Annotated in this window: 20 protein-coding genes; 15 read left to right on the plus strand and 5 right to left on the minus strand. The window is 29.3% G+C overall.

Annotated features, from left to right (window positions below; translation table 11 throughout):
• The first annotated feature begins 7 nt into the window (after positions 1 to 7).
• From H3N56_RS01275 to H3N56_RS01295, 5 genes are read left to right on the plus strand one after another with little or no spacing between them, the layout of a single operon-like run.
• Entirely contained in the window at positions 8 to 538 is a 531-nt protein-coding gene (locus H3N56_RS01275) for a hypothetical protein (protein WP_185879532.1), read from the plus strand.
• Between the two features lie 49 nt (positions 539 to 587).
• On the plus strand, positions 588 to 782 hold the full coding sequence (locus H3N56_RS01280; protein WP_185879533.1) for a twin-arginine translocase TatA/TatE family subunit: 195 nt from the start codon (positions 588 to 590) through the stop codon (positions 780 to 782).
• Positions 783 to 800: 18 nt separating this feature from the next.
• The gene (gene tatC, locus H3N56_RS01285) at positions 801 to 1,514 is read left to right on the plus strand and encodes a twin-arginine translocase subunit TatC (RefSeq protein ID WP_185879534.1); all 714 of its coding nucleotides are present in this window, start codon (positions 801 to 803) and stop codon (positions 1,512 to 1,514) included.
• Positions 1,511 to 2,716, plus strand: coding sequence for a molybdopterin molybdotransferase MoeA (locus H3N56_RS01290; RefSeq protein WP_185879535.1), 1,206 nt, complete (start codon positions 1,511 to 1,513; stop codon positions 2,714 to 2,716). Before tatC ends, H3N56_RS01290 begins: the two co-directional genes overlap by 4 nt.
• Positions 2,709 to 4,601, plus strand: coding sequence for a molybdopterin biosynthesis protein (locus H3N56_RS01295; protein ID WP_185879536.1), 1,893 nt, complete (start codon positions 2,709 to 2,711; stop codon positions 4,599 to 4,601). Before H3N56_RS01290 ends, H3N56_RS01295 begins: the two co-directional genes overlap by 8 nt.
• Before the next feature lie 89 nt (positions 4,602 to 4,690).
• Here H3N56_RS01295 and H3N56_RS01300 read toward each other — a convergent pair whose 3' ends face one another.
• A complete protein-coding gene (locus H3N56_RS01300; protein ID WP_185879537.1) occupies positions 4,691 to 4,987 on the minus strand; it encodes an NfeD family protein in 297 nt (98 codons plus the stop codon).
• 122 nt (positions 4,988 to 5,109) lie between these two features.
• Between H3N56_RS01300 and H3N56_RS01305 the strand changes: the two genes are divergently transcribed.
• Positions 5,110 to 5,727 (plus strand): hypothetical protein, encoded by a 618-nt coding sequence (locus tag H3N56_RS01305; protein WP_185879538.1) that lies wholly within the window; start codon positions 5,110 to 5,112, stop codon positions 5,725 to 5,727.
• On the opposite strand, the gene H3N56_RS01310 is transcribed toward H3N56_RS01305, so the two are convergent.
• A complete protein-coding gene (locus H3N56_RS01310; RefSeq protein ID WP_185879539.1) occupies positions 5,724 to 6,755 on the minus strand; it encodes a DNA-processing protein DprA in 1,032 nt (343 codons plus the stop codon). The two genes, H3N56_RS01305 and H3N56_RS01310, sit on opposite strands and share 4 nt — an antisense overlap.
• A gap of 148 nt (positions 6,756 to 6,903) precedes the next feature.
• Between H3N56_RS01310 and gltS the strand changes: the two genes are divergently transcribed.
• From gltS to H3N56_RS01350, 8 genes are all read left to right on the plus strand, one after another.
• Positions 6,904 to 8,091: a sodium/glutamate symporter gene (gene gltS, locus H3N56_RS01315; protein ID WP_185879540.1), complete on the plus strand. Its 1,188-nt coding sequence runs from the start codon at positions 6,904 to 6,906 to the stop codon at positions 8,089 to 8,091.
• A gap of 69 nt (positions 8,092 to 8,160) precedes the next feature.
• Positions 8,161 to 8,469, plus strand: a complete 309-nt coding sequence (locus tag H3N56_RS01320) for an FMN-binding protein (protein ID WP_185879541.1) — start codon at positions 8,161 to 8,163, stop codon at positions 8,467 to 8,469.
• Between the two features lie 137 nt (positions 8,470 to 8,606).
• On the plus strand, positions 8,607 to 10,682 hold the full coding sequence (locus H3N56_RS01325) for a molybdopterin oxidoreductase family protein (RefSeq protein ID WP_185879542.1): 2,076 nt from the start codon (positions 8,607 to 8,609) through the stop codon (positions 10,680 to 10,682).
• 11 nt (positions 10,683 to 10,693) lie between these two features.
• Positions 10,694 to 11,104, plus strand: coding sequence for a 4Fe-4S dicluster domain-containing protein (locus H3N56_RS01330; RefSeq protein WP_185879543.1), 411 nt, complete (start codon positions 10,694 to 10,696; stop codon positions 11,102 to 11,104).
• Entirely contained in the window at positions 11,101 to 12,327 is a 1,227-nt protein-coding gene (locus H3N56_RS01335) for an NAD(P)/FAD-dependent oxidoreductase (RefSeq protein WP_185879544.1), read from the plus strand. The genes H3N56_RS01330 and H3N56_RS01335 overlap by 4 nt, the downstream gene beginning before the upstream one ends.
• A 17-nt stretch (positions 12,328 to 12,344) precedes the next feature.
• Positions 12,345 to 13,547 (plus strand): molybdopterin molybdotransferase MoeA, encoded by a 1,203-nt coding sequence (locus tag H3N56_RS01340; RefSeq protein WP_185879545.1) that lies wholly within the window; start codon positions 12,345 to 12,347, stop codon positions 13,545 to 13,547.
• Positions 13,544 to 14,044, plus strand: coding sequence for a molybdopterin-guanine dinucleotide biosynthesis protein B (gene mobB, locus H3N56_RS01345; RefSeq protein WP_185879546.1), 501 nt, complete (start codon positions 13,544 to 13,546; stop codon positions 14,042 to 14,044). The genes H3N56_RS01340 and mobB overlap by 4 nt, the downstream gene beginning before the upstream one ends.
• Positions 14,041 to 14,979, plus strand: coding sequence for a TDT family transporter (locus tag H3N56_RS01350; RefSeq protein ID WP_185879547.1), 939 nt, complete (start codon positions 14,041 to 14,043; stop codon positions 14,977 to 14,979). The genes mobB and H3N56_RS01350 overlap by 4 nt, the downstream gene beginning before the upstream one ends.
• A gap of 56 nt (positions 14,980 to 15,035) precedes the next feature.
• Here H3N56_RS01350 and mgtE read toward each other — a convergent pair whose 3' ends face one another.
• From mgtE to H3N56_RS01365, 3 genes are all read right to left on the minus strand, one after another.
• The gene (mgtE, locus tag H3N56_RS01355) at positions 15,036 to 16,370 is read right to left on the minus strand and encodes a magnesium transporter (RefSeq protein ID WP_185879548.1); all 1,335 of its coding nucleotides are present in this window, start codon (positions 16,368 to 16,370) and stop codon (positions 15,036 to 15,038) included.
• Between the two features lie 212 nt (positions 16,371 to 16,582).
• Positions 16,583 to 16,999 (minus strand): Hsp20/alpha crystallin family protein, encoded by a 417-nt coding sequence (locus H3N56_RS01360; RefSeq protein WP_185879549.1) that lies wholly within the window; start codon positions 16,997 to 16,999, stop codon positions 16,583 to 16,585.
• A gap of 75 nt (positions 17,000 to 17,074) precedes the next feature.
• Positions 17,075 to 18,403 (minus strand): NCS2 family permease, encoded by a 1,329-nt coding sequence (locus H3N56_RS01365; RefSeq protein ID WP_185879550.1) that lies wholly within the window; start codon positions 18,401 to 18,403, stop codon positions 17,075 to 17,077.
• A gap of 164 nt (positions 18,404 to 18,567) precedes the next feature.
• On the opposite strand from H3N56_RS01365, the gene H3N56_RS01370 reads away from it, so the two are divergent.
• A complete protein-coding gene (locus H3N56_RS01370) occupies positions 18,568 to 19,269 on the plus strand; it encodes a glycerophosphodiester phosphodiesterase family protein (protein WP_185879551.1) in 702 nt (233 codons plus the stop codon).
• The last annotated feature ends 25 nt before the right edge of the window (positions 19,270 to 19,294 follow it).

Below are 19,294 nucleotides of genomic sequence, written 5' to 3' on the forward strand. Positions count from 1 at the left end.
ATAGATTATGACAAAAGAGAAAATTTCAAATTATATAAGAGAAATTTCTAAACAAGGAAAAATTGTAAAAAAAGATGAATTGTTAAAGGAGCCTCTAAGTTTAGAGGCTTCTAAACTTGAAGATATTTTACAAGAGATGTCTGCAGATGAAGAATTTAAGGACATTTTAAAAATTAGTGAGAAGGATAAAGAATTTTTTTATTCATCTGAATACGTGAGTGATAATTACGCAGAACTTCTAGTAAGCTTAGAGGAAAAAAATCTAGTAAAAACTATTTGTGAGGTTGTTAGAAGAGAATCGAAACTTTATCCAAGACCCACAGCACTGAATTTGTTTAAATTGTCTCCATTTAAAGGTACTGATGAGGAATTAGAAAAAACTTTAGAAGAGATAGAAAAAAATAAAGAATATGAGGATGTAAAAACTGTTTCTGCAACGAATGGGGTCATTTATTTATATTCTGATTTATATATGACAAAACCTCATGCTAGAGGATTATGTGAGTGGGTAGAAGTGGAACAATTTCAAAATCCATAATTTAATAAAAATATAAAATGTACAACAAAAAATTGATGAGGTGAAATTTATGTTTGGAAGACTTGGACCGTTTGAGTTAATACTTATATTATGTATAGCGTTAGTAATTTTTGGACCATCTAAATTACCTGAGATTGGGAAATCTTTAGGAAAAGCAATAAAAGAATTTAAGGGGCATGCAAATGATATTGCTAAAGATATAGACCCTAATACTCCAAATGAAGAAAAAGAAAAAAATGTTTAACAATAAGGAAGTGTAAAATTGAGGAAAAATAATCTTACTATGCTAGGTCATTTAGCGGAGTTAAGAAAGAGGCTTCTTATAATATTTTTAGTAAATGTTGTATCAATATTTGTATGTTACGAATATGCAGATAAACTTACTGAAATATTTCTTAAAATGAATCCAAATATGAAGCTTGTATATCTTACTCCACCAGAGCTTTTTTTAGCTTATGTTAAAATTTCTTTGGTTTCGGGAGCTGTAATAGTATCTCCAATAACTTTATCTCAGATATGGGGATTTATAGGTCCAGGACTCTATAAGGATGAGAAAAACTATCTGATGGCCTCACTCTTTGCTGGAGTTATATTTTTTCTTACAGGAAGTTTTTTTGCGTACAAAATAGTACTTCCTACCATGTTAAGTTTTTTTGCAAGACTTCAAATAGATGAGATATCTGCAATGATTTCGGTAGGAGCTTATTTAGATTTTATATGTTCTATTCTTTTTACGTTTGGAATAGTATTTGAAATTCCTGTTGTTGTAGCATTATTGGCTAAACTTAAAATTTTAAGAGCTGAAACTTTAAGAAAAAAACAACCAATATTAATTATGTTGATATTTATTGTTGCTGCACTTATGACTCCGCCAGATATCGTATCACAGATTATGCTTGCTGTTCCAATGATTTTTTTACTACAATTGAGCATCGGAATATGTTGGATGATTAATAAATCTCAGGAGGATAAATGAAATTTTTTACAACTGTTTCACTGGAAAAAGCCTGTGAAGATATAATGATTAGAAATAAAATAATATTAAAAAATGAAAAAATAAAATTAGAAAATTCAGTTGGACGTATTTTAGCAGAAGATATTATATCTTCTGTAAATATTCCATCTTTCGATAGGTCAGTTGTAGATGGATATGCTGTAGATGTGAGGGATACCTTTGGAGCTAGTGAATCTGTTCCAGTCCCTCTATTTTTATCTGGTGAAATTTTAATGGGAGAGCATACAAAATTATCTATTGGTAGAGGAAATTGTGTTTATGTTCCAACAGGAGGAATGTTACCAGCAGGTGCTGATGGTGTTGTAATGATAGAGGACTGTGAAAAATTAGATTCTGAAATTTTAATAAGCAGAGGGATATCAAATTTTTCGAATATGGTTCTTACGGGTGATGAAATAAAATTTGGTGAAAAAATATTAAATGCTGGAGAAAAAATAACACCATATCATATTGGAGTTTTAGCATCTATAGGACAGGAATATGTTTCTGTGATTGAAAAAATAAAATTTGCAATTATTTCTACGGGTGATGAAATTATACCTTTAGGAACACCTCTAAATATAGGTGAAGTCTATGATATAAATACTTATACCTTGAGTTCTCTCATTGAAGATGCAAAGGGAGAAGTAGTAATAAGATCTCTTGTTGGAGATAAAATGAATCTTTTACATGAGAGTTTAGAAAGTGCATTAGAGGCAGCGCATGTTGTTCTCATATCTGGTGGAAGTTCTGTTGGAGTAAAGGATTTCACGGAAAAGGCTATTGAATCTATTGGAGGAGAGATATTTCTACATGGAATAGCTGTAAAACCTGGAAAGCCAACTATAGGAGCTATATGCAACGGGAAGTTTATATTTGGATTGCCTGGCCATCCACAATCAGCCATAAATATTTTTAGGTGTTTGGTAGAGCCATCAATTCTTAAAAAGAATAAAAAGTCTATAATTGCAAAGCTTGGAGAAAATCTTTATGGAGACCCTGGAAAAGTTTGTTTTATAAATGTGAAGATAGTTGACGAAGGTGGAGAAAAAATAGTATATCCAATTTTTGGGAAATCTTCTATGGTAAGGCCTCTTTTGGAAAGTTGTGGATATATAGCTATTCCAGATTTTATAGAGGGGTATTATGCAGGAGAAATGGTTGAGGTGGTATTGCATGGATAGCAGAAATATTTATATAGATAATATAGAGGTTGAAAAGGCTTTAGAGATATTATTTGAAAATATAGAACTAAAGAGATATGTTGAAGTGATATCTGTTATAGAATCAGTTGGAAAAATAACTTCAAATCCAGTATTTGCAAAAAAATCATCACCATCTTATTCAGCTAGTGCTATGGATGGGGTATTGATTTTTGCAGATAAAACATCTCAAGCTTCAGAGAGGAATCCAATTTTTTTATCCGAAGAAAAAGATTTCACTTATGTTAATACTGGAAATCCTATAGATTATAAATTGGGAAATTGTGTAATAATGATTGAAGAACTTATTCCACAAGGAAATGGAATTTTTAAAATAATAAAAAGTGCTAAACCTTGGCAACATATAAGACCAGTAGGAGAGGATATGATTCAAGGTGAGATGATTTTAAAATCTAATCACAAAATAATGCCTCAAGATTTAGGAGCATTACTCTCAGCTGGAATACTTGAAATAGAAGTGTATAAAAAACCAACGGTTGCAATCTTACCAACTGGAAATGAAGTTATAGATATCTTAAAAGAAAAATATGTAGAAAATTCAATTATTGATTCAAATTCATATGTATTTAGTTCTCTTATAAAAGTATGGGGAGGAGAAGCAACCATACTTCCAAAATCAAAAGATGATTTTGAAGAGATAAAGAAAACAGTAGAAATAGCGAATCAAAATTTTGACATAGTGATAATAAATGCTGGATCGTCAGCTGGGAGTAAAGATTATACTAAACAAGTTATTCAGTCTCTTGGAGAAGTTTTGGTTCATGGAATCGCAGTAAAGCCTGGGAAACCAACAATACTTGGAAAAATTAGCGATAAACCAGTGATAGGAATTCCTGGATATCCAGTTTCTGCATATCTTTCTATGGAAATATTTGTAAAATCATTATTAGAAAAAATCATAGGAAATTATAATGAGGACACATATGTGGATGCTACTCTTTCAAAGACAATTGTATCATCTTTAAAACATAAAGAATTAGTAAGAATAGTACTTTATTATATAGATGGGAAATTGATGGCAACTCCGCTTTCACGTGGAGCCGGAATAACTACAAGTTTAGTAAAAGCTGATGGAATTTTAGAAATTCCTAAAAATATAGAAGGAATAGGTTCAGGGGAAAAAGTTAAAATTAGACTTTTGAAACCTTTAAAAGAAATTAGAGACTATTTAGTATCAGTAGGAAGTCATGATATAGTTATGGATTTAATTTCTGACAGAATTAAACTTACATCAACACATGTTGGAAGCTTTGGAGGAATAATGGCATTGAAAAATTCCAATACTCATATAGCTCCAATACATATATTAGATGAAAATGATGGAACGTATAATATATCTATTGTAAAAAAATATTTTCCAAATAAAGAAATGTCCCTTATAAAGGGAGTTGGAAGAATACAGGGGATAATGTTAAGTAAAGGAAATCCTCTAGGAATAAAAGGAATAAAAGATTTAGTAGATAAAAATATAAACTATATAAATCGTCAAAGAGGTTCTGGAACAAGAATACTTCTAGATTATTTATTAAAGCAAGAAAATATATCTATAGATAGCATAGTAGGGTATGAAAGGGAAGCAGCTACCCATTTGGAAGCTGCAATGGCAATAAAATCTGGAACAGCAGATGCTGGATTAGGAATAATGGAAGCTGCTCGTATAGCAGATTTAGATTTCATTCCACTAAAAGAAGAAGAGTACGATTTTGTATTAGAAACTAAAATGCTAGAAGATCAGAAAATAATAGAATTTATAAATCTATTAAAATCTGAATTCTTTAAAAATAAACTAACTGGATTAGATGGATATACTGGAAATAAAAGTGGAGAGATAATAAATTTATCTTAAAGATCTCCATATAAGATATCCAACAATGATAGCTATATATATAATCATTTTTGTTCTTTCACTTAGTTGTTTTTTCACGAATTTTCACCTCATATTTTTTTTAAAATTAAAATTAAGTCATTGAACCCAATAATTATAGCATTATCTCCGATTTTAAGGTTATCATCAGAAGTCCCTAACCAATATTTTCCATCTATGGATACTTCAAACTTGTTTTCTTTATTTATTTTTCTTATTTGAACAAGTCTTCCTCTAAGAGTTTCAATATGGTCATCTTTTGTACCTCTAACTTTTTTAGTAAATTTTCTTGTTAAAATAATAAAAAGTATTTTAAATGAAATAACTGTAAAAACTAAAAAAATTAGTACACCTAACCAAATATACATAGATACTCCTCCTCAGTCAAGAAAAATCTCTTTATAATATTTACTATAAATTTATTTTTTTCCTTGTAAAAAGATAAATTTGGAATTATGATATAGTTAGAAAAGTAATTGAGGAGGGAAAAATGAGTAAAGAATTAGAGATTTTACATAATTTTATTGAAGAATTTTATGAAAAAATAGACAATGATTTTATAAATTTAATGAAGAAGGATAAGGTAAAAAAAATATCTGTAGGAAAATATGGAATAGATGCTATAGATTATATGGATGGAACTAAAACTCCTTTATTAGAAACTATAAAGTATAATTTAGAAGATGGAGTTAAAATATATTTTCAAAATAAGGAGATAGCTCCAACAGGATATTCTGTAGAAGATATATTTCACTCATTTTCAATAGCTGCTTTAGCTGATGCTGTAATAGGAACTCATAGATATGTTAAAAAATTAGAGGACTTTTATCAACAAGCGGAAGAGATTACAAGACAATTTTTAGAGCCAGAAGATAAAATTAATTTTGATATTTCAGGTGAAGAATTTGAAGTAATAGCTGTTTCATCAGAGAATGAAAAGTTTTCTCTTGTTATTGGAATTTGTAAAGAGATTCAACAAAGAGATGGAAGAATATATTTCTTAATTGAAGAAGAAAATAAAGAACATAAACTTGTACACATCGTGGAGACAAATGCTGCAGATGTTGCAATGGTTTTAAAACATGTTTTTCAAAATGAAGAAAATTAGTTAGGAAAAAGCTGGAATGTATATTCTAGCTTTTTTTTATTTATTATTTTTAATTTTTCATTAAAATCATTGGAATCTTTTATAGAAAAAAAATTGTTAGTTTCTAATAAATTATAATTTCCTTTAACACAATTATTTTCTTTATTCAAAGCTCCTGATGGGTTCCAGACAAAAATATTTTTATGTTGTTGTAAAGCATATTTAACACTGTGCATAGTTCCACCTTTTTCTGAGGTTTGCATAATAAAAATTATTTTTCCTAATGAAACTTGAATTCTATTTCTCAGTTTTAAATACATGGGATTTATTTTTAATGTAGGTGGAATTTCTGAGATGAGAAAACCGCCAGAGTCTAAGATAGTTTCAGATAAATGAGTATTTTTTTCTGGATAAATACTTGTAGCAAGTCCTTGCCCAAGGACAGCTCCTGTTTTCAATGATAAATTTAAAGCTGCTGAATGTGCGATTGAGTCACATCCTAGTGCAAGACCACTAATAATGATTGGATTTGTATGGCAGATAGATTCTAAAATTGTTTTAGTGATATTTTCAGCATGAAATTCATTTGGAATTCTTGTTCCAACGATGGTTAAAGAATTTCCAAACTCTAAGTCTGATGGAAGTATTCCTTTGTAAAATATGAAGTATGGTGGATATTTAAGTGAAAGAAGATTTTTTGGGTAATTTTTAGAGGTAATTACTTCAAAATTAATATTTAAACTTTGACAGGTATCCAGTTGAATTTGAGATTGCTTTTTTAACTTTTCATAATATAGCACATCATCCAGAAATATTTTTTCTAAAATTTCTGAATTTATACGTTTAGATATATTGGAACTAAACTCTTTTATAATTTCTCTTCTTACTAATCTTTTTTCAGAAAAAATATTTATTTGATTTTTTAGAGTATAGTCAAAGAAACTATAAAGAAACTCTTGGTTTATAATTGGTTTGCTATATTTATTTTGAGTTGTAATATCATTGCTTATAAGAGAAAACATCATAATATCTGTAACCGAATAAATCATAATGTCCTCCTAAAAATTATTTTTGATTTAATTCTATTATATCATAAACGTTTGTATTATATAAAATATATGATATAATGTATTACTATTTATTTTTTATATACATTTTATATATTTTTTTGTATTAATATACTTTAAGGAGGAATGAATGAATATTGAACTTACAACAATTCAAACAATAGCGTTAGCCGTTGTTGTCTTATACTTGGGGAAAATATTGAATAACTCTTTTAAATTTTTAAAAGATAATTGTATACCGGATGCCGTAACTGGTGGAACTGTATTTTCAGTAATTACACTAATAGGCCATGAGACTGGTTTATTTAATATAATTTTTGAAGACTCTTTAAGAAATATTTTTATGATAGCATTTTTCACAACAGTAGGATATTCTGCAAGTTTAAAATTACTTAAAAAAGCTGGATTACCAGTATTAATGTTTTTAATTGCTTCTGTTGGACTTGCTATTGTTCAAAATGTAGTTGGTATTAGTATGGCACAACTTTTAGATCTCAGTCCTTTTATTGGATTGGCTACAGGATCTATGTCTACAACGGGAGGACCTGGAACAGCAGGAGCCTTTGGACCTATTCTTGAAAGCTATGGAGCCGAAGGAGCAACAGTTGTTGCTATGGCAACAGCAACGTATGCACTGATAGCTGGAAGTATTATAGCTGGACCGATTGCGAATAGACTTATAAAGAAAAACGATTTATTAAATAAAACTAGCAACGAGGAAAACTATGAGCTTGGTGGGAACAAAAAAGATAAAATAAAAACTTCTTTAGTTTCAGGAGCTTGTTTTCAAATTATTATAGCTATGGGAATTGGAAGTATAATTTCTAAATTCTTATCTGATATTGGGATAGTTTTACCATCATATATTGGTGCGATGTTTGCAGCAGCAGTTATTAGAAATATATCTGATTATTCTGGGAAATTTGATGTTCATTTAGATATAATAAATACAGTTGGAAATTTTACATTGATGATATTCTTATCGATGACACTTATGAGTTTTAAATTATGGGAATTAAAAGAATTAGCAGGACCTTTAGTTATTATGCTTGTGGTTCAAACTTTATTAATAGCAATATTTGCTTATTTTGTAACGTTTAGACTTACAGGAAAAGATTATGATGCAGTTGTTATGACAAGTGGACATTGTGGATGTGGATTTGGAACAACTCCAAAAGCTTTAGCTAATATGGAAGCACTTACAGCAAAATATTTACCATCTCCAAAAGCTTTCTTTGTAATTCCAATAGTTGGAGGATTATTTATAGATTTTTTTAACGCGGCTATAATAACTTTTTTTATGAATATTTTAAGGTAGTTTTGTTGACAGAGTTTAGAAATCAAGTTAAAATAGAGAAGTAATTTGATTTTAATTTGGAGGGAAAAAATGAAAAAATTAATATTATCACTTATGATTCTAGGAATGTCATCTTTGGTTTTAGCAAATGAAGTAAAAGAGGGGTCTGGAGAAGGGTACAACGATGTTATAAAAGTATCTGTAGAACTTAAAGACAATAAAATTATTGCTATTAAGGTTTTAGAAAATCAAGATACACCAAGAATATCTGAACCAGCAATTGCAGAGTTAACTAAAAAAATTATAGAAACTCAAAGTGCTGATGTGGATGATTTTGCTGGAGCTACTTATACATCAGAAGGATTTAAAGAAGCAGTAAGCAACGCTTTAAAAAAATAAATTATGAATTATAGAGAGAATTTCTAAGAAAAATTAGAGATTCTCTTTTTTATTTATTAATCTAGATGTAGAAACAGAAGGAAATGAACAAGAAGAGTAGAATTAAATATTATATATCGTTTTAAGGAGGAGTTTGAATGACAAAAATTCAATCGACATGTAATTATTGCTCGTTAGCTTGTAATATGGATTTTTATGTTGAAGATAATAAAATTGTTAAAGTGTTACCAACAAAAGATTATCCTGTTAATAAGGGATTTAGCTGTATAAAAGGTCTAAATTTAGATAAGCAAAATACTATGTATCGTACAATGAAAAAACCACTATTTATGAATGGAAATGGTGAAAGAGTTGAAATAGAATGGGAAGATGCTTTTAAGATGGTGGCTGAAAAAATTAAAAATACTAAAGAAAAATACGGACCTGATTCCATAGCTGCAATAAGCACAGGACAATTGACACTTGAAGAAATGGCATTGGTAGGTCATGTATTTAGAAATTATGTTGGTGGAAATATGGATGGAAATACAAGACTTTGTATGGCTACGTCTGTGGTAGCACACAAACAAAGTTTTGGTTTTGATGCACCGCCTTATACATTAAATGATTTTGAACTTTCTGATACAATTATTTTAATTGGTTCTAATCCAGTCGTAGCTCATCCAGTTGTCTGGAGTAGAATAAGATCAAATAATGAAAAAGTAGTTATAACGATAGATCCAAGAAAGTCTGAAACTGCAATAAACTCAGACTTTTATTATGGAATAAAGCCTAAATCAGATTTAATACTTTTATATACATTAAGCAATTTAATTATTGAAAAAAATTGGATTGATAAAGATTATATTGATAAATATTCTGAGAATTTTGAGGGATTTAAAGAGCATGTAAAAAAATATAAGTTAGAAAATGTAGAAGAGCTTACTGGCATTTCCGCAGAGAGGGTATTGGAGTTGGCAGAACTTATTCACAAAGGAAAAAGAGTTTCAATCTGGTGGACAATGGGTGTTAATCAAGGATACCAAGCTGTTAGAACAGCTCAAGCAATTATAAATCTAGCTGTTATGACTGGAAATATAGGAAGACCTGGAACTGGTCCTAATTCATTAACAGGACAATGTAATGCTATGGGATCAAGATTATTTAGTAATACGACTGGTCTTTATGGTGGTGGAGACTATGATAACGAAAAAAGAAGAGAAGCTGTAGCTCAGGCCTTAGGTGTAGATTCTTCTATTTTTCCAACAAAACCAACGTTACCATATAATGTTATAATTGAAAAAATAATATCTGGAGAGATTAAGGCCCTTTGGATACTTTGTACAAATCCTAGACATTCATGGATAAATAATACCCAGTTTGCAGAAGCTATGAAAAAATTGGATTTTTTTATAGTTCAAGATATATATGACGATACAGATAGTTCTTTAGATTGTGACTTATATTTACCAGTAGTTTCTGGAATAGAAAAAGAAGGAACTATAATAAATACTGAACGTCGTCTATCTAAGTTAAATCCGGTATTAAAAAAAGAAGAAGGAACTAAAAATGACTACGAGGTTATTTTAGAGATTGGAAAAGCTTTAGGAATGGGTAAATTATTAGATGGATGGGAAACTCCAAGAGGAGCATTCAACTATATGAAAGCTACAACAAAAGGAATGCCTTGTGATATTACCGGTATTGAATATGAAGATTTAAGTTATTCAAAGGGAATACAATGGCCGTTTCCAGCTGGATCTGTTTTAGTTGATAATGAAAGAAGATTATTTGAAGAAAATATATATTACACTCCAAATGGAAAAGTAAAGTTTATATTTGAAGATGTAGCTAAAAATCCTTTATCTGTAACATCAGAATTTCCATATGTTTTAAATACTGGAAGAGGAACAGTGGGGCAATGGCATACCCAAACTAGAACAAGAGAGATTCCATATGTTCAGGGGGTTATATCTAAAAAAGCATATATTTATATAAGTAAAGAGCTAGCTAATGAATTAAAAATAAAGGATGAAGAACTAATAACTGTTTCATCAATCAATGGTCAAAGTAGAATATTTACTGCCATTATTACAAAAACTTTACCAAAAGATCAATTATATGCACCGTTGCATTATATAGAAACGAATAGTTTAACAGCATCAATATATGATACATATTCTAAAGAACCATCTTATAAATATGTTCCTATTAATATTTCTAAAACTTTGTAGGAGGTAGAACTTTGAAAAGAATTAAAATAGATAGAAGTAAATGTATTGGATGCTTAACTTGTGTTTCAGCTTGTCTTGTATCACATGAATCTGAAGAATCTAGAAATAGAGTAGTCATAAGTAGCGAGATGAAATATTCTCCAATCTTTTGTAGAAATTGTGATTTACCAGAATGTGTGTATACTTGTATGACAGGTTCTATGAGTAAGGATGAAAAAACAGGCTATGTCAATTATAATGAGAACACTTGTGCTAGCTGTTACATGTGTATAATGGCATGTCCTTATGGAGTTTTAAAAGCCGATGAAAGAACTAAGAAAAAGATAATGAAGTGTGATATGTGTCAAAATATTGGTGGATATCCAAAATGTGTAGAAAAATGTCCTATGGCTGCTATTACTTTTGAGGAGGTTGAAGAATGAAATATTTAGTTTTAGGAGCTTCTGCTGCTGGATTGAATGGGGCAGACACATTGAGAAAATTAGATAAAAATGCTGAAATAGTTTTAATTTCTGAGGATAAAGAAGTTTATTCAAAATGTATTTTACACCATTATTTAGAAGGGATTAGAGACATTGAACAATTAAATTTTAAACCTATTAATTTTTTTGAAGAACGAAAGATAAAATGGATAAAGGGTAAAAAAGTAGTCCATTTGAATTCTAAAGAGAAAAGTGTTATATTAGATGATGGAAAAGAAATTCATTATGATAAAATTTTAGTCGCGACTGGATCAAAACCTTTTATACCACCCATTAAGAATTTTAGAGAAGCTAAAAATGTTATTGGATTAAGAACACTAGAGGATTGTTACAAAATAAAAGAGGTTTCAAAGGAAGCTAAAAATATAGTTGTAATTGGTGCGGGTCTTATTGGAATGGATGCACTTACTGGACTTTTACATTGTGGAGCAAAACTTTCACTAGTTGAAATGCAATCTCATATTTTATTTCAACAACTTGATAAATTTACAGCAAAAACATATGAAAATAAATTTATTGAAGCTGGAGTAAGTCATTATTATGATAACGCAGTTTTAAATTCCGTTATGGACGAGAAGAAAAATATAATTTCTTTAGAACTAAAAACAGGGGAAATACTTCCAGTAGATTTAGTTATAGTCGCTGCAGGAGTTAGAGCAAATGTGGAGTTTTTAGAAAATAGTGGAGTAGATGTTGGGTGTAAGGGACTTTTAGTTGATGAGCATGGGAAAACTAATATAAATAGTGTCTTTGGTGCTGGAGATGTAACTGGACTATCACCTATTTGGCCAGCAGCTGTAAAAGAATCAATAGTAGCAGCAAGTAATATGGCTGGCAAGAAAATGGAAATGACAGATTTTTTTGCTAGTAAAACTACAATGAATTTTTTTAATATTCCTACAATGTCAATTGGAAATGTAAGCTTGCATGGAGATGGATATATTATTGAAGTGGAACATGATAAAAATGGAAATTATAAAAAAATAATACATAAAGATGGGAAAATTTATGGAGCTATTTTACAAGGAGATTTATCATATTCTGGAATTTTAACTCAATTAATAAAAAATAAGATTAATATTTCAAAAGTTAAAAAACCAATTTTTAAGATAGATTATTCAGATTTTTTCCACACAACAGAAGACTCTCAATTTGAATTTTAAAATGATTAGGAGGAAGGATGATTGAATTAGAAAAGGCGATAGAAATTTTACTAGAAAATTGTATGGAGATGAAAAGGGAGATTACAGTGAGCTTAATTGATTTGGATGGAAGAATACTATCTGAAGATATTTATGCAAAATTAGATAATCCACCTTTCAATAGATCTCCATTAGATGGATATTCTTTCAATCATATATCATCAAAGGGGGCTGATGAAAACAGACCTATAGAAATTAAAATAGTTGGCGAAATATGTGCAGGAGATTATTTTGAGAAAAATATTGAAGTTGGAGAATGTGTAAGAATTATGACGGGTGCAATGATTCCAGAAAATTGTACCTGTGTTTTAAGACAAGAAGATATTGAGGAAAAAAATGGAAATATAATTGTTTTAAAAGAACTTAAATTATATGAAAATTTTTGTCATAGAGGAGAGGATATAAAATTTGGAGAACTTATTTTAAAAAAGGGAACTAAATTAAATTACACTCATGTTGGAATTTTAGCAACTATGGGGATATCACAAGTAAAAGTTTTTGATATCCCGACAGTTGGTATTCTAAGTACAGGTGACGAATTAACAGATATTTCAAATGAATTAAAACCTGGAAAAATATACGATAGTAATTTGTATGTTATAGCTTCAAGAATAAAGAATTTAGGTATGAATTATAAAATTTTTGGTTCTTATGGAGATAATCCGGAAGAAGTAAAAAATATAATAAAAGAAAATATTGGAGATGTAGATCTTTTTATAACAACAGGAGGAGTTTCGGTTGGGAAAAAGGATATATTACATGAAGTAGTTAATCTATTGGAAGGATCAAAATTATTTTGGAAAATTAAAATCCAGCCAGGAACACCAGTATTAGCATCTAAGCAAGAGGGGAAAATTTTACTCTCACTTTCAGGAAATCCATTTGCAGCTTTAATAAATTTGGAACTTTTAGGAAGACCAATTTTAAGCAAAATATCTAGAGATAAAGAAATAAATTATAGGAGAGAGACAGCGACATTGAGAGGAGAGTTCTTAAAAAAAAGCTCAAATCGTAGAATGTTAAGAGGTGTCTATTCAGATAATAAAGAAGTTAGAATTGAGAGTAATCACCATTCTTCTGGTGAAGTTTTATCAACTGCTGGAATAAATTGCATTATAGATATACAACCAGGAACAGAAAAATTAAGTAATGGAGAAAAGGTGAAGGTGATTCTTCTTTGAAAGATAAAATTTGTGAAAAAAAACAATTAGTATTTTCTGTATGTGGCGTTAAAAATTCAGGAAAAACTACTTTGATTGAAAATCTTATAAGGGAGTTTACAAAAGAGGGAAAAAAAGTAGCGGTTATCAAACATGATGGTCATGATTTTAAGGCTGATACAGAAAATACTGATACACATAGGGCCAAAGTTGCTGGAGCAAGTGGTGTTTTAATATTTTCGAAAAATAAGTATATGCTTATAGAGGATGAAAAATTTGAGAATGAGAAAGATTATTTAAAATTTTTTTCAAATTATGATGTAGTAATATTAGAAGGATTAAAAAATTCAGAATTTCCAAAAATTGAAATAATAAGAAGTGAGATTTCAAAAGAGATTAGTTCTAATAAGAAAAATTTATTTTGTATAGTAACAGATTTGGATATAAAAACGGATGTTCCGGTGGTTGATTTAAGGGATTTAGAATCCCTTATGAAGATAATAAAGGAGGAGTTATGAGAATTGGTAATATAATAGAAAGGTGTGAAAATCTTCCTGTGGGGGTTATAGCAACAGCACTAGGGGCAGTAACATTATCAACGCCGTATCATTTGATAGGATTTCCACTTGTAAGACATATTTTTTCATTGATTGGAATTGTAGTTTTGATTTTAGCAACTATAAAGATAACACTTCATCATAAAACATTTGCAAAAGAATATGGAAATGTTGTACCTGCAAGTTTATATGGAGCATATACTATGCTTATGATGAGTATGGGGGCATATGCATTTACTTATTTCCCACATTTAGGTAAAGCTCTTTGGCTCGTAGGTATTGGTCTTCATGCCATTTTAATTGTAGTTTTTACTTATAGAAATGTTATTAAAAATTTCAATATAAATTCTTTTGTTCCAAGCTGGTTTGTTACTTATAATGGAATAATGGTATCAACTGTAGTTGGTGGAGCTATGAATGAACCACAACTTTCAAAAATAATTTTATATTATGGAATAGCTGTATTTTTTATTATAATTCCATTTATGATTAGAAGACTTATAATGGTACCAGTACCAGAACTTGTAATACATACAAAAACAGTTTTGATAGCTCCGATTGGACTTTGTTTAATTAGTTATTTAAATGTAATAAAAGATCCTAACAAATATGTAGTTTTTGGATTTTATGGAATGATGTTTTTGGCTTTGGTATATGTCTTGTTACATATTCCTAAATTTTTCTCATATGATTTTCATCCTGGATTTGCAGGGACAACATTCCCGATGGCTGTAGGAGTAGTTGGATCGTTTAAGATGAGTGAATATTTAGCAAAGATTGGAGATATAAATTTATCGTTAATTGTAAAAGATATATCTGGATTACAAATGTATATTACAACAGTAATAATAGGATTTGTTTTTTATAACTTCTTGAAAAAAATGTTTATAGATTAAAAAAATCCCATTCAATTAACTTCTAATTTAGGTTAATTGGATGGGATAAGTTATTTTTAAATATCTAGTAACAGTTTAGCAAAATAGAAATATATGAATAACGCTAGTGCATCAACAATTGTAGTTACAAGAGGTCCAGCCATGATAGCAGGATCTAATTTTAATCTCTTTGCACCAAGGGGAAGTAAACCACCTACAAGTTTAGCTAAAACTATAGTGAAAAATAAAGTAGAAGATACCACAATAGAGATTCTATAGTCTGTTTTAATTAAATAAAACATTCTAATGAAATTGATTGATGCCAATCCAAATCCTACTAGTAAACTTACACGAAATTCCTTCCAAACTACTTTTAAGTAGTCCTTCATTTCTATATGTCCTAAGGCCATACCTCTGATTATAAGAGTGGATGATTGAGAACCAGCATTTCCACCAGTATCCATCAACATAGGAATAGATGCAGCTAAAACTACCATAGACTCAAGAATACCCTCATATTTGCTTATAATTGCTCCTGTAAATGTAGCAGAGACCATTAGAACAAGAAGCCAAAGCAAACGATGTTTAGATAGAGAAAGAACACTACTTTCAAGATATTCCTCTTTGGATGGAGTTAAAGCAGCCATTTTTTGGAAATCTTCAGTATTTTCTTCTTCGATGGCATCTACAGCATCATCTATTGTTATGATTCCTACAAGTTTTTCTTCTTTATCAACAACTGGAAGAACTAATAAATCGTATTTTTTAAAAAGTTCAAGAGCTTTTTCACGATTTTCATATGTATGTATTGAAATAACATTATTTTTCATAATATCAGAAATAGTTTCATTATCTTTTGCCAATAGAAGATCTCTTAGGGAAACAACACCTTCTAATTGTCTGGAGTTGCTTGTAACATAAGAAGAGTCAATACTCTCACTATTTGTTCCAACATCTCTTATATACTTTATGGCCTCTTTTACAGTCCATTCTTTTTTCATTGATATATACTCAACTGTCATTAGACTTCCAGCAGAATCTTCATTATAAGAAAGAAGTTGGTTGATAAGTATTCTTTCTTCCTCTGTACTATTTGCTAAAATTCTTTTTACGACATTAGCTGGCATTTCTTCAACGAAATCTACAATATCATCTAAAAAAAGTTCGTCCAAAATTTCTTTTAATTTTTTATCTTGAATAGAGTCTACAATTTCTCTTTGTTTTGCAGATGAAAGATGTGAAAATACTTCAGCTGAAACATCTTTGTTCAATAGTCTAAAAATTATAAGAATACTTTCATTATTTTCTTCGATAAAATCAGCTATATCGACTGCTTTAGAGTCGTTTAAAAATGTTTTTAACTGAAAATAATTTTTAGTAACCAAAAAATGGTCAATTTGTTTTTTTAACATTTTGCCTCCCTGTTTAAGGAAGCAAAAAATATAACAGCCCCCTTAAATCATCTATTTAATTTTTTTAACAAGCGTTGGGGATAACTGTCCATATTTAGATCTCTCCTTTATTAAAATGTTTGCCATTAATTATAACATTAAAATGATTATAGATAAAGAAAAAAATCTCTTTTACATTTTATATGTAGAAGAGATTTTTAATTTATTTGGGGTTATTTAATTTCTATGTTTTTTGTTTCTTCCTTTTTACTATGATCTTTTGGAAGTTTAAGTGCCAAAATACCATTTTCAAAATTAGCTGTTATTTGATCTCTTAAAACATCAGAAGGAATAGTAGTAGTTCTTTTAAATGAACGATACACAAATTCTTTCTTTGTAAAATCTTTTTTATTTTCTTCTTTATTTTCTTCATAGTCATAACTTATAGTTAATGAATCTCCAGTTATAGCAATTTTTATATCGTCTTTTGGTATACCAGGAGCACACACATCAATTTCATATTCATTGTCATTCTCTAGAAGATTAACAGAAGGAATAACATTTTTTTTAAAAGGTTCTAAAGCACGTTTGTCATCAAAAAAGTCAGAGAAAAAATTTAAAAAATTATCATTTTTTTTGGTAAGTTGCATTTGAAATCACCTCTAAAAAATATTTTATTAAATCTATAAAAAAATATACTCTAGAAAATGATTATATCCTTTATTTTATAAAAAAATAAAATAACCTAAAAGAGGAATGCTTAAAATTAATATAGGTAAATTTAAATCTTTAGCTTTTCCAGTTACGATTTTCACTACGATATGAGAAAGTATTCCGATACTCATTCCAGTAGCCATATTATCAGTAAATATTGTAAACATAATTGTTATAGCTGCAGGAACAAATTCTGTTAAATCTTCCATATCTATAAACTTGATACTTGTCATCATAAGAATTCCAATAAAAATAAGAGCCGGAGCTGTTGCTGCAGATGGAATTATATAAACTATTGGGGTTATAAATATTGTAAGTAGAAAACAAATACCAGTTGTAACAGCAGTTAGTCCAGTTCTTCCGCCCTCTTCTACTCCAGCTGCAGATTCAAGAAAAGTAGTTATTGTAGTAGAACCTATTACTGCACCTAAAATTGTTGCTATTGAATCTACAAGAAAAGGTTTGTCTATTTCTGGAAGATTTCCATTCTCATCAAGAAGATTGGCTTTTGATGATACTCCTAAAAGTGTTCCTAATGTAGAGAAAAAATCTCCTACAAAGAATGTAAAAATAAGTGGGAAAAATGCTAGTTTTAATGCTCCAAGTATGTCTAACTTAAAAGCAATAGGCATAATTGAAGGTGGCATTGAAAAGAAACTACTAGGGATGTTTGTAATTCCAAAAGGAATCCCTAAAATTGTTGTAGTTAAAATTCCTATTAAAACACCACCTTTTACCTTATTAAGAACTAAGGCGATTGTAATTACAAGCCCAGTTAAAGATAAAAAGGTAACGGGATCTTTTAAACTTCCCATCTGGATAGTTCCATTAACTATTGTCATTAAGTTTCCATTTTTAAATCCAACCATTGCTATAAAGAAACCAACTGCAACTCCAATAGCAAATTTTAGATTTCTAGGAATAGCTTTAACTATAATTTCACGAAGACCAAATAGAGTCAAAATTAAAAAGCCTATTCCTGATAGGAAAACCATTCCAATTCCAATTTCCCAAGTTACCATTCCCCCAGCAACTAAGGTATAGGCAAAGAAGGCATTTCCACCCATAGCTGGAGCCATTGCAAATGGACGATTAGTATAAAGACCCATTATGATTGAGAAAATAGCCGATAAGATTGCAGTAACAATAGTTACAGCACCTGTATCCATTCCAGCTGCTCCCATAAATATAGGTTGAACTATTAAAATGTAGGCCATTGTCATAAAAGTTGTAATTCCCGCAGTTATTTCTGTAGAGATTGAACTATTATTTTCACTAAGCTTAAAATATCTATCAACGTAGCTTAGAAATCCGTTGTTGTTTATTGTAATATTTTCCATCTAACCTCCTAAAATTTCACAAAATATTGTATCCTAATTTCACAAAACTGTCAATTAATTAAGTTATATCAAACTTAATGTAAATAAATTGTAAAAATGACTTTAGAAAAACTAGATTTTAGGATATAATCGCATATAAGAATTAAAAGAGGAGGGATTAATAAATGATTAAATTTGCACATAGAGGGGCATCTGGATATGCACCTGAGAATACATTAGGTTCAATAAAAAAAGCAGTTATGATGGGAGCAAAAGCTTTTGAAATAGATGTACAATTAACTAGAGATAATGAAGTTGTGGTTTATCATGATTACTCATTAGGAAGAGTATTTGCTGGAGAAGGAAATATTAAAGATAACTATTTGAAAGAATTAAGATTTCTTCCAATTAAGAATAATTTTTCTGAAGAGTTTTCTTCTGAGGTATTCCCAGTATTAAAAGAAGTTTTAGAAATAATTCCTAAAGAGAGTATTTTAAATATAGAACTTAAAGCCATAGATTCTGAAAAAAGAGAAATTGAAGATTATATATTAAAAAATATAGAATCATTTCCAAAAGAAAATATATTGTTTTCATCTTTCAACCATGAAATATTAAAGAGAATATCTGAAAAGGATAAGGAGTTAAAAATTGGATTATTATTCGAAGAGCTTCCCGATAACCTAGAGGAATATATTAATGAAAGTAAAATAAAACCATATAGTATTAATCCCAGTGCAAAATTTTTAACAGAAGAAAAAGTAAAAGATATAAAGAAATTAGGATATAAAACTTTTGTGTATACAGTCAATGATGTAGAGAGTTTTGAAAAGCTTAAAAAATATGAAGTAGATGGTATTTTTACAGATTATTTAGATAGATTTTAAAATAAAGATAGGAGACTAAATTTTT

The organism is Cetobacterium sp. 2A (assembly GCF_014250685.1).
In the GTDB taxonomy this organism is placed as follows: Bacteria; Fusobacteriota; Fusobacteriia; order Fusobacteriales; family Fusobacteriaceae; genus Cetobacterium.

What these genes read in the sequence shown, in the direction of transcription:
- H3N56_RS01275 (WP_185879532.1), top strand. Translation starts at nt 8, where the DNA reads ATGACAAAAGAGAAAATTTCAAATTATATAAGAGAAATTTCTAAACAA.
- H3N56_RS01280 (WP_185879533.1), top strand. Translation starts at nt 588, where the DNA reads ATGTTTGGAAGACTTGGACCGTTTGAGTTAATACTTATATTATGTATA.
- H3N56_RS01290 (WP_185879535.1), top strand. Translation starts at nt 1,511, where the DNA reads ATGAAATTTTTTACAACTGTTTCACTGGAAAAAGCCTGTGAAGATATA.
- H3N56_RS01295 (WP_185879536.1), top strand. Translation starts at nt 2,709, where the DNA reads ATGGATAGCAGAAATATTTATATAGATAATATAGAGGTTGAAAAGGCT.
- H3N56_RS01300 (WP_185879537.1), bottom strand. Translation starts at nt 4,987, where the DNA reads ATGTATATTTGGTTAGGTGTACTAATTTTTTTAGTTTTTACAGTTATT.
- H3N56_RS01305 (WP_185879538.1), top strand. Translation starts at nt 5,110, where the DNA reads ATGAGTAAAGAATTAGAGATTTTACATAATTTTATTGAAGAATTTTAT.
- H3N56_RS01310 (WP_185879539.1), bottom strand. Translation starts at nt 6,755, where the DNA reads ATGATTTATTCGGTTACAGATATTATGATGTTTTCTCTTATAAGCAAT.
- gltS (WP_185879540.1), top strand. Translation starts at nt 6,904, where the DNA reads ATGAATATTGAACTTACAACAATTCAAACAATAGCGTTAGCCGTTGTT.
- H3N56_RS01320 (WP_185879541.1), top strand. Translation starts at nt 8,161, where the DNA reads ATGAAAAAATTAATATTATCACTTATGATTCTAGGAATGTCATCTTTG.
- H3N56_RS01325 (WP_185879542.1), top strand. Translation starts at nt 8,607, where the DNA reads ATGACAAAAATTCAATCGACATGTAATTATTGCTCGTTAGCTTGTAAT.
- H3N56_RS01335 (WP_185879544.1), top strand. Translation starts at nt 11,101, where the DNA reads ATGAAATATTTAGTTTTAGGAGCTTCTGCTGCTGGATTGAATGGGGCA.
- H3N56_RS01340 (WP_185879545.1), top strand. Translation starts at nt 12,345, where the DNA reads ATGATTGAATTAGAAAAGGCGATAGAAATTTTACTAGAAAATTGTATG.
- H3N56_RS01350 (WP_185879547.1), top strand. Translation starts at nt 14,041, where the DNA reads ATGAGAATTGGTAATATAATAGAAAGGTGTGAAAATCTTCCTGTGGGG.
- mgtE (WP_185879548.1), bottom strand. Translation starts at nt 16,370, where the DNA reads ATGTTAAAAAAACAAATTGACCATTTTTTGGTTACTAAAAATTATTTT.
- H3N56_RS01360 (WP_185879549.1), bottom strand. Translation starts at nt 16,999, where the DNA reads ATGCAACTTACCAAAAAAAATGATAATTTTTTAAATTTTTTCTCTGAC.
- H3N56_RS01365 (WP_185879550.1), bottom strand. Translation starts at nt 18,403, where the DNA reads ATGGAAAATATTACAATAAACAACAACGGATTTCTAAGCTACGTTGAT.
- H3N56_RS01370 (WP_185879551.1), top strand. Translation starts at nt 18,568, where the DNA reads ATGATTAAATTTGCACATAGAGGGGCATCTGGATATGCACCTGAGAAT.